We start from the raw sequence: 14493 nt of genomic DNA, 5'->3' as shown, positions 1-14493 counted from the left end.
GCGCGGGATCGTCTACAGCGACCGCACCCAGTTCGCCAGCAGGTGAGCGCCCGCGTCGCCGGATTTCTCCGGGTGGAACTGGGTCGCCGACAGCGCACCGTTCTCCACCGCGGCCAGGAACGGCACACCGTGCTCGGACCAGGTCAGCTTGGGTGAGGCGAAGTGCTCGCTGGGCGGTAGATCCCAGGCCTGCGCGGCATAGGAGTGCACGAAGTAGAAGCGGGTCTCGGAATCCAGGCCCGCGAACAGGACACTGTCGGTCGGGGCGGAGACGGTGTTCCAGCCCATGTGCGGCAATACCGGTGCGGACAGCCGTTCGACGGTGCCCGGCCATTCGGCGCAGCCGTCGGTTTCCACGCCGAACTCGACCCCGCGATCGAAGAGGATCTGCATGCCGACGCAGATGCCGAGGACGGGGCGCCCACCGGCCAGTCGCTGGCCGATCATGCGCTCGCCGCGCACTTCCCGCAACCCCGCCATGCACGCGGCGAAGGCGCCGACACCGGGCACGACCAGACCGTCGGCAGCCAGCGCGAGTTGTGGGTCCGCGGTCACCTCGACCCGCGCGCCCACCCGGGCCAGCGCACGTTCGGCGGAGTGCAGATTGCCCGAGCCGTAGTCGAGCAGTGCGACGGACTTCCTGGTCATGCCTGCACCTCGCTGACACTCGGCTCCGACATGACCACGCCTGTGGCTGCGTCGATGGTCCGCTCGCTCACAGCGTTCCCTTCGTCGACGGGACACCGCTGACCCGGGGGTCGAGTTCCACCGCGGCGCGCAATGCCCGTGCGACCGCCTTGAACTCGGCCTCGGTGACATGGTGCTGGTCGCGGCCGTAGAGCACGCGCACATGCAGGGCGATACGCGCGTTCAGCGCGATCGACTCGAACACGTGCCGGTTCAGCACGGTGGAATACGGCGCTCCGGGGCCCGATCCCGGAATCACGGCGTGCAGCAGGTGTTCCGGCTCGCCGGTGTGCACACAGTAGGGACGGCCGGACACGTCGACCGCGGCGTGCGCCAGTGTCTCGTCCATCGGGATGTAGGCGTCACCGAACCGGCGGATACCCGCCTTATCGCCCAGCGCTGCGCCCAGCGCCTGCCCTAACACGATCGCGGTGTCCTCCACCGTGTGGTGCGCCTCGATCTCGATGTCGCCCTCCGCGCGCACGGTCAGGTCGAAGGCGGCGTGCGCGCCGAGCGCGGTCAGCATGTGGTCGTAGAACGGGACGCCGGTGGCGATCTCGGTCCTGCCGGTGCCGTCCAGATCCAGCTCGACGACGATGCTGGATTCCTTCGTGACCCGCTCCACCCGTGCGGTCCTACTCATGCTCACTTCCAATCAGGTTGTCGCCGATGGTTTCCCGGCGCTGGTTCATCGTGGCGTGAGGTCGGTGCCGACCAGTGTGCCGCTGATCTTCAGCAGTTCGTCGTTCTCCGCGGCGAGACCGATGGTGGTCCTCAGGTAGCCGGGAATGCCGACGTCGCGGATCAGCACGCCGTGGTCCAGATACTGCTGCCACGTGTGCGCGGCGTCGGTGAAGCGACCGAACAACAAGAAGTTGGCGTCACTGGGGATCACGTCGAATCCCATGTCCCGCAAGGCTGCCGCGACCCGGTCGCGCTGCGCGGCCAGTTCGGCGACGCTTCCGAGGGTCTCGTCGGCGTGCCGCAACGCCGCGCGCGCGGCGGCCTGGGTGACCACAGACAGGTGGTAGGGCAGCCGCACCAGCAGCATCGCGTCGATGACCGCGGGCGCGGCGACCAGATAGCCGAGGCGCCCGCCGGCGAACGCGAAGGCCTTGCTCATCGTCCTGGTCACCACCAGCTTCGACGGGAACCGATCGATCAGCCCGATGGCGCTGGGCTGCGCGGAGAACTCGCCGTAGGCCTCGTCGACCACCACGATGCCCGGGGCGGCCGAAAGAATACGGGCCAGGTCGTCCTGCGGAATGCTGTGTCCGGTGGGGTTGTTCGGGCTGGTCACGAACACCACGTCGGGGGCGCGGTCGGCGATGTCGGCCAGCGCGCGGGCGAGGTCGAGGGAGAAGTCGTCGTTGCGCTTCGCTTCGACCCACTCGGTGTCGATGCCCTCGGCGATGATCGGGTGCATCGAATACGAGGGCACGAAACCCAGTGCGCTGCGGCCCGGTCCGCCGAACGCCTGCAGCAGTTGCTGCAGGATCTCGTTGGAGCCATTCGCCGCCCAGACGTTGCCGGTGTCCACCGCGACGCCCGTCTGCCTCGTCAGATACTCGGCCAGGTCGGTGCGCAGAGCCACCGCGTCCCGGTCCGGGTAGCGGTGCAGATCGGCGGCGGCGGCCCGGATCGATTCGGCGACGTCGTCGATCAGCGCCCGGCTCGGCGGGTGCGGGTTCTCGTTCGTGTTGAGCTGTACGGGGACCGTCAATTGCGGAGCCCCATAGGGCTTCTTCCCGCGCAAATTCTCCCGTAGCGGCAGATCGTCCAAGCTCACGGTCGCGCCGGGCACGTGCACCGAGCGGGTCACGACAGCGCCTCGAAACGCGCCTGCACGGCTTGGCCGTGCGCGGGCAGGTCCTCGGCATTCGCCAGCGCCACCACATGGCCCGCGACATCCTTCAGCGCTGCCTCCGTGTACTCCACCACGTGGATGCCGCGCAGGAACGTCTGCACGCTCAGGCCCGAGGAGTGCCGCGCGCAGCCCGCCGTAGGCAGGACATGGTTGGAGCCCGCGCAATAGTCGCCCAGACTGACCGGCGCGTACGCGCCGACGAACACCGCTCCGGCGCTGCGGACCCTGGCCGCGACCGCGGGCGCGTCGGCGGTCTGGATCTCCAGGTGCTCGGCGGCGTAGGCGTTCACCACGCGCAGCCCCTGCTCGATGTCGTCGACGAGGACGGTGCCGGACTGCTTGCCGCGCAACGCCTCGCTCACCCGGTGCGCGTGCTTGACCACGATCAGCTGCGCGGACAGCGCCGCGTCCACCGCGTCGGCCAGCCGCGCGCTGTCGGTGACGAGCACGCTGGCGGCCAGCACGTCGTGCTCGGCCTGGCTGATCAGGTCGGCGGCGACGTGCACCGGATCGGCGGTCACGTCGGCCAGGATCGCAATCTCGGTGGGGCCCGCCTCGGCGTCGATACCGACCAGGCCACGGCACAACCGCTTGGCCGCGGTGACAAAGATGTTGCCGGGCCCGGTGATCAGGTCGACCGGCTCCAGCGCGGCGCCGTCGGTATCGACGCCGCCATAGGACAGCAGCGCGACGCCCTGGGCTCCGCCGACCGCCCACACCTCGTCGACGCCGAGCAGCTGCGCGGCGGCGAGGATGGTGGGGTGCGGCAGCCCGCCGAACTGCGCTTGCGGCGGCGAGGCCACCACCAGAGAGCCGACACCCGCGGTCTGCGCGGGCACCACGTTCATCACGACGCTGGACGGGTAGACGGCGTTGCCGCCGGGCACGTACAGACCGACCCGCTCGACAGGCACCCAGCGTTCGGTGACAGTGCCGCCCGGCACCACTTCGGTGGTCTTGTCGCGGCGCCGCTGATCCGCGTGCACCTTACGCGCCCTCGCGATGGATTCCTCCAACGCCGCGCGCACCGCCGGGTCCAGCCGATCCAGCGCGGCTTCCAGCTCGGCCGCGGGCACTCGTACCGTCGCCGGGATCACGCCGTCGAAGCGCTCACCGAACTCCAGCGCGGCCGACACTCCCTGATCCCGGACCGCTTCGACGATCGGCCGCACCTGATGCAGCACCGAGTCCACGTCGACTCCCCCGCGCGGCAGAGCGGCGCGCAGCTCGGCGACGGAGGGAGTGCGACCGCGCAGATCGACGCGGGCGAGCTCGATGCGGGTTGTCATGTGGGTTCGATCCTTGTCTCCAGAAGATCCGCAACAGGAAAGTTGCAGCTACCAGCCTAATGGTCCGGCGCCAGCCGTTATCGGTGTGGTCGGCGCGACCGGCCGGCGACCGACGGGACAGCGAGGTACGGCGACCGGATCGGGCCGACCGCCACGGCGGCACGCGCCGGGCGGTCCCGGTGACCGGCCGAAAATCCGCGCGACGCGACGATCGGCGACTAGCGGGTGTCGTTATCGATGAGCAGACGCCCCGCGGAGCTGATCACCCGCAGCGTCAAGCTCTTGGTCTGGCCTTCTATGGTGAGGCTCGCCAGTCGCATGTCGACCGACCCGTCGTCGTTGTTCGTCCGCTTGGCCGCCTCGATGGTGGCGAAGTTGTCGATGGTCCGCGAACCCCAGTACTGACGGAAACTCTGCTCGCTGCCGTACACCTTCTGCGCGGCCGGGGTCAGCAGTGACCAGGAACCACTCGGGTCGCTGTAGAACTGCTCTATCAGGCGACCGGCCGCCCCGATATCGACCCGCTCCCCAGAGTTGGCTGTCCGACCTGGCTCGGTCGGAATGGTCGAGGACCTACCGGGATTCGCCGTAGCGCTCGCCGACAGCGAGCTCGCCTGCGCGTTCGGCGAATCGGAGCCAGAATCGCTGAACGCGCTGATCAGCAGCGCCGAGACGGCGGCAATAGCGCCGACCAGCGCACCGACCAGCACCGCGCGCCGCTTGCCGCCCGAACGCTGTGTGGGGATCGGACGCGGCTGGGCCATAGTGCGCGGGTGCGCCGCGGTGTCCAGCGGTGCGGCGGCGCGCGGCGGCGCGGGTTCCGAACGCTGATGGCGCTCGGTCGGCGTGTACGGCGCCGACGCCATCGCCGATGGACGCAGCGCGCGGGTCCGCGATTCGGGCTCGCCTGCCCTCGGGCGCGCGAAAGCCTCACTGGCCGGGACGAATCCGGCAGCCACCGGCGCGGGACCTGAGTCGGCGAGCGCGGCGAGCTGCTCGCGCGCCGCGCGCATCGTCGGACGTTCCGCGGGCTCGGGGCTGAGCAGATCCAGGAGGAAATCCGTGGCGGGACCGGCGTTTCGCGGCTGGCTGACCTGACCGTTGGCGGCCGCGTACAGCACCGCGAGCGGATTGGCGCTCGCGCCGTAGGGCGGTTCGGCCTCCAGCGCGTGGAACAGCGTGGCGCCCAAGGCGAAAACGTCCGACGCGGGCGTCGGATCGGCGCCACGGGCCATCTCCGGCGCGAGATAGGCGGCAGTGCCGCAGATCAGGCCGGTTTCGGTGAGCGTGACATCGCCGGTCGCTCGGGAGATGCCGAAGTCGGTGATCTTCACCGTGCCGTGGTCGTCGAGCAGGATATTGCCCGGCTTGACGTCGCGATGCACGATGCCCGCCTGATGCGCGGCGATCAGCGCCGAGGCGACCTGCTCGCCGATCCGAGCGACCTGGGTCAGCGGCAGCGTGCCTTGCGCGGCGATCACCGCGGCGAGGCTCTTGGACTTCAGATACTCCATCACCAGGCAGGGGTCGCCGTCGTGCTCGGTGATATCGAACACGACGATCGCGTTCGGATGCTGGAAGCGGGCGGCATTGCGCGCCTCCCGGATCGCGCGCTGGCGCACCACGTCCCGCTCGGCCTCTGGGAGGCTCGGCTGGATATGGATCTGTTTGACGGCCACAGAGCGCTGGAGGCGTTCGTCGACGGCGCGCCAAACTATGCCTGTGCCGCCGCTACCAATCCGCTCGACCAGGCGGTAGTGCTCCGCGATCAACTGACCGGTATCGATGGCGCCTACTCCGAACCTTCTCGAAATCGTGACATCCCGCATATTGATTAAGCACGCGGGTCGGGGACGAGTGTAGCCTGCGCCGGAACTTCGGCACGCGCCAGCCGGGCTTGTTCTCCGCCCAAAACGCCCCGAACGGACTAACGCGACGTCCGCAACATCCGGCCCGCCGCGTCTACCGCGGGACCCGAACTGCCCGCATCGCTGACGAACACGGCAAACGCCAAGTCACCGTCGATACCGACGAACCAGCCGTGCGCGTGGGTGTCGTCGATGTATTCCGCGGTGCCGGTTTTGCCGAGCAGACCGGGGATGTCGCGCAACTGCGTCGCGGTACCGCCGGTGATCGTCTCGCGCATCATGGATTTCAGCTGGTCAGCGATGGTCGGCGGGAGCACGGCCGGCGTCTGGTCCTGGGTTCCCCGCTGTCCTTCGACCAACGTGGGCACCGGCACCGCGCCGTGCGCGATGGACGCCGCGACCAGCGCCATCCCGAACGGAGATGCTGTCACCTGTCCTTGACCGATCGCGGATTCCACCCGCAGGGCGGATGTGTCGGCGGGCAGCACCTTCCCGGTGACAGTGGTAAGGCCTGGTGTGATGTAGTCGATCCCCAGCCCGAGTTGCGTGGCCGCGTTCGTCAGCGCGTCGGCGGGAAGTCGCACCCCGAGCGCGCCCATCGTGGTGTTGCAGGAGCGGGCGAACGCGGTATGCAGCGGAACCTCGCCCAAGTCGAATTTATTGTCGTTGGGAATGCGACGACCCTCGATATTCGCGGTGCCGGGGCAGGGCAGCACCGTGTCGGGAGTCACCGTGCCCGCCTGCAGCGCGGCGGAGACAGTGATGGTCTTGAACGTCGAACCCGGCGGGTACAGGCCGGTCAGCGCGATCGGCCCCTGTGTGTCGGCGGCGCTGTTCTGCGCGACCGCGACCACGTCGCCGGTGGACGGTTGCAGGGCGACGATCGCGGCGGGCTGGGCGATCGGCGCGAGCGCCGCCTCCGCCGCACGCTGCAGGCCGACGTCGAGGGTGGTCGCGATGTCGGCGGTCGGCGTCGGATCAGCACCGGCGACGAGCTGGGTGCCCTGCGAAGTCTGGGCCAGCACCGCCCAACCCGCATTCGCGTCGGCCGACTTCTGCCATAGCTCGGTAAGCCCGGACATGGTCGGCGCGGCGAGCGCCTTGTCGGTGGTCAGCAGACGGGTCTGCGGTGTGAGGGTGACGCCCGGCACCGCGGCGAGCAGGTCCTGGATCGGGGCGATGTCGGCGCCGCGCAAGGTGATGGCGGTGATCGGCTTACCTTGCCCCACGGCCAGATCCGATTGCAGCGACTGCGCTGTGATGCCGGGGGCGAGTGGACCGAGTAGGTCCGCCAGCGCGGGGAGGTCGGCGCCGGGGGCGACGTTCACCAGCGTGACGACCTGCTCAGTCATCAACTCGCCCCCGGCGGAGTCGAGGATGCGGGCCGGTGGTGGAGAGATCAGGCGGTAGCTCAATGGCCCCGCGGCCAGCCCGGGGGCGATGGTGGCGGGATCCCACTTCACCTTCCACCCCTCGCCGGTGTCACGCGCGGTCCCGTTGGTGGTGTAGGTCCACTCGGACTTGCCGTCTTTGCCCAGTTTCCAGGTCGCGGCCAGCGAAAAACCGTTCTCGTCCGCCGAGCGGACCTCGAAACGGACGTCCTTGCCGAGCCCGTCGTAGAGCTTTCCGAGCGTGTCGGTGGCGGTGGCCGGATTGTCGGTGAGTGCGGCGGCCGCGGCGACGTCGTCGCGGTTCAGCGCGTCGGCGAACTGCCCGGCCACGGTGTCGGGCTGGTCCGGTCCGGACGAGCAGGCGGCGAGCACGAGCGCTGGTGCGGCGAACAGGACGAGGTACTTCCGGTAGGTACGCACGCCGACGACACTATCGGGCCGAGGCGACAGGACGGGGCAGGTTGCACCGCCGGACCTTGGAGAGACGCACCACCGGACCGTCGGCGGACACCGAATCCCGTGGCGGCGCGATGCGGTCGGGGCAAGGCGCGCCGCGGTTGCGACAAACAACGGATACCGCTCGACCCCACATGTACGCGGCACCCCGGATTTCCGAACGCGACCGAGCATCGGGGCCCGGCTCGCGTCCGAGCGGTCGCTATGTCCGCGACGAAGTCGCTAGCGGCGGCCGCTGGAACGCGAGCCATCAAGGAGCCCGAACACTCAGCGCCCCACAAACGAACCACTCAGCGCCCCACAAACGAACACAATGCGGCGGCATCGGCCTCGGTTAGGTCGATGTCGAATATCTCGGTGAGAATTTTGGGCAGGTCAGCCGGGTCGAGTTCGCGCGAATCGCTCGAGCCGTCCGGGCGCTCGGTGGTCAAGGTGGTGCCGTCCAGCACGTGGTGCACGTCCGGGAGGAAGCGCTGCGCGTACGGCCGTGTGGTGAATGGCGATCGCGGCGAGGTGGATACGAAGTGGTTGCCGACGGCGTAGTCGATGCGGTACTGCGGGCTCGAGGTGAAGGTGTAGCGGTCGATCCAGCCCTCCCTACCGAACTGGTGCAGCAGCCACAGGTCCGAGTCCAGCGCGCCGACCGTGTGCTCCAACCGGAACTTCCACGCGCCCGCCGCGAATTCGCCCGTCCGCGTAGACAATTCGAATGGCTCGAGTGGGCCGGAACCGAACCCCACATCGCACAGCCAGACCCGGTCGTCCTCGGCGGTCGTCACGCGTAGCAGAGCGTGCGTAGCGGGACGAAGCCCTTCGCCCGCGCCCATGTTCACCCGGCCGCTGAGGCCGATGACGCCGAAACCGAGCCGTTCCAGCGCCGCCGCGAACAGTCCGACGTTCTCGTAGCAGTATCCACCGCGGCGGCGACGGACCATCTTGTCCTGCAAAGTCGCCAGGTCCAACTCGATCGACCGCCCGAGAATGATCTCCAGGTTCTCGAACGGGATCGATGTGGTGTGCGCGCGCACGAGCGCGCGCAGCGTGGCGACGGTGGGCCCGCGCTCCCCGTCGAACCCGATCCGTCCTAGATAAGCGTCCAAGTCCAGGTCGGCGCCGTTCCAGTGGTATGCCGGGTCTGTCGGCTGGCTCATCGCGTCCTCACTTCGTTGTCGGTGTCCCCCGGCTCAACCGTGTCGCGACGCGCTTGTGTTCCCCGCTCGTCCGCTCAAGCCGCGCATTTGGCGTCGGGTGGGGCAGGCGGGGCGGTCATCACGCCGCCTGCGACGTCCACCACATACTCGCGGTCGGGATCCTCGACCGGTTCGGTGCCGACCAGCAGGCGCTCGACGACACAGCCGCCCTCGAAGAAGGCCGGGCCGATACTGTGGTTGCCGGGAACCACCTGTCCGTTCAGGTCGCGGCCGGTGACGATGGTGTATATCGAGGTCGGCTTGCTCGCCGCGAGCAGCCCGGCGCGCATCTCCAGGGTGGTGGCATACGGCACCACGCGGTCGCCGGTGCCGTGGACGAGGAAGGCCCGCCGCACGTCCATCCGGTTCGCCAGCAGCACCGGAGAACGTTCGGCGTAGGCCTGCGGACAGGCCATGGGGGTGCACCCGCCCGCGTCCCTTTCGATCTGCGCAGGCAGGGCGGGATCGACCGTCACCGCGCCCAGCCACATGGTGAAATCGTCGGCGGGACCGTAATTGTCGACCCAGTAGTCGAACAGCCCGCGCGGCCCGTGCGCCGCCGCGAGTCCGCTGGTGATGCCGCCCTGGCTCCAGCCCCACAGTACGGTGCGCGTGATGGAACGATGCGCCTCCTTGTACCACCGGGTCGCGGCGACGATGTCATGCCAACCCGCCCACAGGTTCCATTCTCCGGCGCGCCAGACGCTGGTTGCCGAGCGCAGGTCCATGGACAGGATCGGGGTTCCGGTCCGCCGGGAGATCGAGGTGAGGTAGTCGGCGAAGTCCGCGGACGACCCGTTGTGTCCGTGCACGGCGACCACGAGCCCCTGTGGTGTCAGGTCGCCCTCGGCACACCGGTACGGCTCGTAGACCCGGCCGGTCGCGTCTTCACCGTCGACGTTGAGCGTCACCGGCCGCATGGACACCCGGACAGCGCACTCGGGCGCCGCCGAAACAGCCGGTGCGGCAACGCTTGCCGTCACGAACAGGCTCGCGAGCACCCAGCACGCCGCGAGCACCGGATATCCGCGCCTCATGCTCGAATGATGTCATGGGTCGCAGACGCGGGCGCTCGTGCAGCCCCCGCGGTTGGTCACAGGCGCCGATGCCACCGGCCCCGGCATTACTCGCGGTCGCACCCTGCGGCCCAACTACGCCGACGCTGTGGCGTCTTCCGCCGACGCAGCGGCGCCCGTGCCCAGATGCACCGCCACTAGTAGTCCACCGGCCACCGCCGCGACGGCCACCACAGCGCCGAACGCGGTCACGCCGGTGGTCAACCCGAATGCGTCGCCGAGGAAACCGGCGATCAGCGGCAGAGCCGCCGCCGGAAGGTAACCACCGACGTTCTGTGCGGCGTTCGCCTCGGCCAGCCGGTCGCCCGGCACGCTCGCGCTGATCGCCGTCAGACCACCGAACTGGCCGAGCCCTTGACCGACTCCGCCCAAGACAGCGGCCACCGCGAACAGCGGGAGGGACGCCGACGACAGCGACAGCACCAGCGCGAGCATGCTGAGCGCCGTCGAGGTGGCCCCGCCGACCAGGATGGTGCGCAGCCGGAACCTACGCGCCGCGAACTGGATTCCGGTCGCACCGAGAAACATCGCGAACGCCACCGCACCCGCGAGCACCCGGTCGGCGGCGCCGAGCAGATGCGATAGCACCGACGGGCCGAGCGACAGGAAGAAGGACGTCGCCGTGATGCCGGGAGCGAATACCGCGACCCCTAGCAGCACGGCCGTCCGGCCACTTCGCGCGACCGAGGGAACACGAACCCACGGCCCGCGACCACCCACCCCGTTGGGCAGATCCAACCGGACCACTACCACGAACGCCGAAGCGAGCACAGCGATCTCGACCAAGAAGACGGCAACCGTCGGACCGGGCAACACCTCCGACAAAATTCCGGCGAGCAGCGGCCCGAAGCCGGCCCCGAGCACCATTGCCGAGGAGGCGGCCAGCGCGGCGAGCCGCTTCCGCTCCGGCCCGCCGACATCGGTCACGGCGGCCATCCCCGCGGACACCGTCGCCCCCACTGCGATGCCCGTCAGCATTCGCGCGAACGCGAGCACCGCGACCGAGTTCGCGACCGAGAACAGTACGCAAGCCACGAGCGCCGCCACCACCGCGGGCAACAGCACCGGCTTGCGCCCGATCCGATCCGACACCACGCCCGCGACGAGCAGCGCACCGAGCAATCCGAGGATGTAGCAGCCGAATATCGCGGTCAGCGTTCCGGAGGAGAACCCGAGTGCTCGCTGCCACACGATATACAGCGGCGTCGGTGCGTTCGACAGCACGAACACCGCGAGCACCGGCCACGCCGCCAGCCACACCATGCCGCTGCCCGCCTGGTCCGCGCCCTGCGGTGTGCGTTTCACGGTCAGCGTCATCCTTACCCTCCATAATTTCGACTTTTCTCGTACTGGTACGACGATAGTCGAACTTAACACCTAGTACGATATAACTCGTACAAGGCGGCGAGAACCGAGGAGAACCGATGACAACGGCCACCGAAACGACCGACACCGCGTCCGTGCTCCCCGAGCCGGACCGTGCCGGCCTCCGGCTCGACCACGTGCTCGCCGCCCTCAGTGACCCACTACGGCTGGCTATGGTGCAGAAGCTTCTCCTGGAATCCCCCGACTCCGACCGTTCCTGCTCCTGGTTCGGTATCGACCGCCCGAAATCCACACTGACCCATCACTTCCGGGTGCTGCGCGAGGCGGGCGTCACCCGGCAGCAGCGCTATGGACTCGAGCGCCGCAGCCGCGTGCGCATCGAGGATCTCGACGCTCGCTTCCCCGGCCTGCTCGACCTGGTCCGCGCCTGGGAGCCCGCGCACTGATCCCGATCAACCATGACGACGGAGCGCTTCGGGCTCTGAGCCGCCATGGCGAACGCTAGGATTCGCCTATGCGTTCGATTCATACTGCCGAGCGTCGCGCTCGGCTGGCGGTGCGGCACCGGTTGGCGACGACACAGCGGTCCGACCAGGTCGCCGAGATCGTCCGCTCGCTGGTGGCCCTGCACGCGACCGATCCGGCTACCGTATTTCTCTCGGTCGCGGCCCGCGGCGGCGACCTCGAGCCGGCCGCTGTCGAACGGGCGCTCTACGAAGACCGCACGCTGCTGCGCATGCTGGCCATGCGCCGCACCATGTTCGTGGCGCCAGTGGACCTTGTTCCCATCCTGCAGGCATCGTGCGCGGATGCTTTGGCACACAAGCAGCGTCGCACCTACGGCAAATACCTGGAACAGGCGGGCGTCGGCGACGGCGACGCCAGGGGCTGGCTCGCCGAGGTCGAGGCCGAGACGCACAAGGCACTGCTGGCCAGGGGTGCGGCGACCGGCGCGCAGCTGAGCAAAGACGTCCCGCGCCTACGCACGCAGGTGAATACCGCGCCGGACAAGGCTTATTCGAAGCCGACGAACATCACCACCTGGGTGCTGGTGACGCTGGGCTGCGAGGGCCGCATCGTCCGAGGAAAGCCGAACGGCAGCTGGACCAGTAGCCAATACACCTGGGCACCAGTCGAATCGTGGCTGCCCGACGGTGCCGCGGCCGTCGCCGTGGCAGACGCCCGCGTCGAGCTGGTCCGCCGCTGGTTGCGGGCGTTCGGCCCCGCACCGGTCGCCGACATCAAGTGGTGGACCGGCTGGACTCTCGGTGAGGTGCGCACGGCGCTCCAAGCTCTCGACCTGGTAGAGGTCGATCTGGACGGCGCCACCGGCGTGCTGCTCGCCGACGACCTGGACCCCGTCGCGGCACCGGAACCCTGGGCGGCGCTACTGCCCGCCCTCGATCCGACACCGATGGGCTGGCAGTCACGAAGCTGGTATCTCGGACCGCACGCGCCGACCCTGTTCGATCGCAGCGGCAATGTCGGACCCACCCTTTGGTGGGACGGGCGGATCGTCGGCGGTTGGGCGCAGCGCAAAAACGGCGAAATCGTCTACCGCCTGCTGGAAGACGTGGGGACCGACGCCGAGGCACTGATCGCCGCGGAAGTGCGGCGGACCACCGCGTGGTTCGGCGACGTCCGTGCCGTTCCGCGGTTCCGCACACCACTGGAACGCGAGCTGACCGCCTGATCACAGGGGACCGGTTCCGCAGCGACGAGTGTGACTGCGCCGACGTTGCCACCGGTACCTTGGGCGGCATGCAGATTCGCGAATTCGCCGAGGGTGATCGAACCGCCCTACGCGAATTGTTCGTCCGGGCGGGTGCCGGTTCGCCGACCGAGTCGCTCTGGGGACACCCTGAGTCGGAGGCGGCGGTCTACCTCGAGCCGTACATGGATCTGGAACCCGAGTCCGTGTTCGTCGCGGAGTCCGACGGCGCACTGGTGGGGTATCTCGCCGGGTGCGTAGACAGTTCGGCGTTTCCCGGCGAGAGCGCGCGCATGGAGCAGGCGATCCGCGCCTACTACTTGATGTTCCGCCGCAAGCCCGCAGCGTTCTTCGCACGCGGCATCGCCGACATCACTTCCGCCGCGATCCGCCGGGCGCCGACAGCGGGCGATTTCCGCGACGACGACCACTGGCCCAGCCATCTGCACATCAACGTCGCCCCGGAGGCAAGGGGTATCGGCGCCGCCGACCGGCTGATGGTCCGGTGGTTCGAGAGGCTCGCCGCCACCGGGTCACCCGGCTGCTATCTGCAGACCCTGGTCGAAAACCGACGGGCTATCCGTTTTTTCGAGCGCATGGGTTTCACGGCCTGCGGTCCGGAGCCAGTTGTGCCGGGCGTGCGCTACCGCGGCGCCCGGGTACACCAGCGCACCATGGTGCGCGCCGTTTGACCTCATACCCCACCAACCGAACCGTTCGCCGGATCGGTTGCGTGTCAGGATGGCGCGATGAGCGCCGCGGCTCGTCCGGTCAGGGAAAAATCGGTGCAGCCGTTCATGGGTGCGCGGCCCACGCGAGATCGCAGGCGCGCAATCCCGTTATCCGGCGGCTGGGCGCCGGCGGCGAAGCGTCCGGTCATAGTCCTCGAACCGGGCTTTCGCGATAGCGGACCGGTCTGAGGTACGCAGGACGATCCCCTCGGGGCGGCCTGCCGCGCCGTCGTCGAGCGCGGATCGGGTCATGGGAAGATGCGTAGCCAGGAACTCCCGGGTCGTGTCGATCTCCCGAGGTAGATCGGCGCAGTCCAAGGTGAACAACCGGGGCGTGAGCTCGACACCGCCGCGTACGGCCGCCGCGGCCAGCTCGGGCTCGGCGAGAAACGGTTGCCCACCTGACTCGCGCCAGGCCGAGATCTCCGGCACCGGCATGGCCAACACGGCCTCGTAGTCGCGCAGCGCGATCATGTCGAACAGACGGTAGCCGACGGCTCGGTCGCCGGTGTACTGCTTGCTTGCCGCGGTGATCTTCCCGCCGTAGACCTCCAGATAGAACACCCTGACGACGTCGCCGACCGGTGTCAGCGCGTTGGCGAACTCCCGCAACGCCGCCACGATGCCCTGGGCCGGATTTCCGATCAGATCGCCCTTGGCGCACAACAGCTCCTCACGGCTGCCCAACAACCAGGAGCCGTCGGGCAGGCTGATCACCCGTGCGTTGGTACCGTCGACCTTCTCGGTCCCGATAACCGGCCCCTGGAACTCGGTGACCGCGTCGGTCAGCGACCCGCGATCACCGAGCTGGTGGTAGGTCGGGATGGATGGATACTTCGTCGCGCTGTTGATCGCCTCGAGGTCGGCTGTACGCAGATCGAAATTCACCGGTGCATCGTGC

14 protein-coding genes are annotated in these 14493 nt (G+C 68.9%); 4 read left to right on the top strand and 10 right to left on the bottom strand.

The window, feature by feature from the left end:
- Positions 1-12 precede the first annotated feature (12 nt).
- The 5 genes from hisH to OH799_RS35050 form a co-directional block, all read right to left on the bottom strand.
- The gene (hisH, locus tag OH799_RS35070) at positions 13-648 is read right to left on the bottom strand and encodes an imidazole glycerol phosphate synthase subunit HisH (RefSeq protein ID WP_406273482.1); all 636 of its coding nucleotides are present in this window, start codon (positions 646-648) and stop codon (positions 13-15) included.
- Positions 649-715: 67 nt separating this feature from the next.
- Positions 716-1330 carry an imidazoleglycerol-phosphate dehydratase HisB gene (gene hisB, locus OH799_RS35065; protein ID WP_406273479.1) on the bottom strand — a complete coding sequence of 205 codons (615 nt, stop codon included), beginning with the start codon at positions 1328-1330 and terminating at the stop codon, positions 716-718.
- A gap of 45 nt (positions 1331-1375) precedes the next feature.
- Positions 1376-2509 (bottom strand): histidinol-phosphate transaminase, encoded by a 1134-nt coding sequence (locus OH799_RS35060; RefSeq protein WP_406273476.1) that lies wholly within the window; start codon positions 2507-2509, stop codon positions 1376-1378.
- Positions 2506-3843: a histidinol dehydrogenase gene (hisD, locus tag OH799_RS35055; RefSeq protein ID WP_406273473.1), complete on the bottom strand. Its 1338-nt coding sequence runs from the start codon at positions 3841-3843 to the stop codon at positions 2506-2508. The genes OH799_RS35060 and hisD overlap by 4 nt, the downstream gene beginning before the upstream one ends.
- Positions 3844-4061: 218 nt before the next feature.
- Positions 4062-5561, bottom strand: coding sequence for a serine/threonine-protein kinase (locus tag OH799_RS35050; RefSeq protein ID WP_406282889.1), 1500 nt, complete (start codon positions 5559-5561; stop codon positions 4062-4064).
- Between OH799_RS35050 and OH799_RS35045 the strand changes: the two genes are divergently transcribed.
- The gene (locus OH799_RS35045; RefSeq protein WP_406282929.1) at positions 5502-5681 is read left to right on the top strand and encodes a hypothetical protein; all 180 of its coding nucleotides are present in this window, start codon (positions 5502-5504) and stop codon (positions 5679-5681) included. The genes OH799_RS35050 and OH799_RS35045 overlap by 60 nt on opposite strands.
- A gap of 89 nt (positions 5682-5770) precedes the next feature.
- Here OH799_RS35045 and OH799_RS35040 read toward each other — a convergent pair whose 3' ends face one another.
- From OH799_RS35040 to OH799_RS35025, 4 genes are all read right to left on the bottom strand, one after another.
- Positions 5771-7522: a penicillin-binding transpeptidase domain-containing protein gene (locus tag OH799_RS35040; RefSeq protein WP_406273470.1), complete on the bottom strand. Its 1752-nt coding sequence runs from the start codon at positions 7520-7522 to the stop codon at positions 5771-5773.
- A 326-nt stretch (positions 7523-7848) separates the two neighbouring features.
- Positions 7849-8709: an arylamine N-acetyltransferase gene (locus OH799_RS35035; protein ID WP_406273467.1), complete on the bottom strand. Its 861-nt coding sequence runs from the start codon at positions 8707-8709 to the stop codon at positions 7849-7851.
- Positions 8710-8783: 74 nt separating this feature from the next.
- Complete coding sequence (locus OH799_RS35030; RefSeq protein ID WP_406273464.1) at positions 8784-9785, bottom strand: alpha/beta hydrolase family protein; 1002 nt, start codon at positions 9783-9785, stop codon at positions 8784-8786.
- A 114-nt stretch (positions 9786-9899) separates the two neighbouring features.
- On the bottom strand, positions 9900-11141 hold the full coding sequence (locus tag OH799_RS35025) for an MFS transporter (protein ID WP_406273461.1): 1242 nt from the start codon (positions 11139-11141) through the stop codon (positions 9900-9902).
- A 107-nt stretch (positions 11142-11248) separates the two neighbouring features.
- Between OH799_RS35025 and OH799_RS35020 the strand changes: the two genes are divergently transcribed.
- From OH799_RS35020 to OH799_RS35010, 3 genes are all read left to right on the top strand, one after another.
- Positions 11249-11596 (top strand): ArsR/SmtB family transcription factor, encoded by a 348-nt coding sequence (locus OH799_RS35020; protein ID WP_406273458.1) that lies wholly within the window; start codon positions 11249-11251, stop codon positions 11594-11596.
- A 68-nt stretch (positions 11597-11664) separates the two neighbouring features.
- Positions 11665-12843, top strand: coding sequence for a winged helix DNA-binding domain-containing protein (locus tag OH799_RS35015; protein ID WP_406273456.1), 1179 nt, complete (start codon positions 11665-11667; stop codon positions 12841-12843).
- 68 nt (positions 12844-12911) lie between these two features.
- A complete protein-coding gene (locus OH799_RS35010; RefSeq protein WP_406273453.1) occupies positions 12912-13553 on the top strand; it encodes a GNAT family N-acetyltransferase in 642 nt (213 codons plus the stop codon).
- A 147-nt stretch (positions 13554-13700) separates the two neighbouring features.
- Here the strand turns inward: OH799_RS35010 and OH799_RS35005 are convergent, their stop codons facing one another.
- Positions 13701-14480 carry an RNA ligase family protein gene (locus OH799_RS35005; protein ID WP_406273450.1) on the bottom strand — a complete coding sequence of 260 codons (780 nt, stop codon included), beginning with the start codon at positions 14478-14480 and terminating at the stop codon, positions 13701-13703.
- Positions 14481-14493: the final 13 nt, after the last annotated feature.

Source organism: Nocardia sp. NBC_00881, from assembly GCF_045207455.1.
Taxonomy (GTDB): domain Bacteria; phylum Actinomycetota; class Actinomycetes; order Mycobacteriales; family Mycobacteriaceae; genus Nocardia.
Note: the sequence above shows the minus strand (reverse complement) of the source record. Positions and strands in the feature narration are given on the sequence as shown.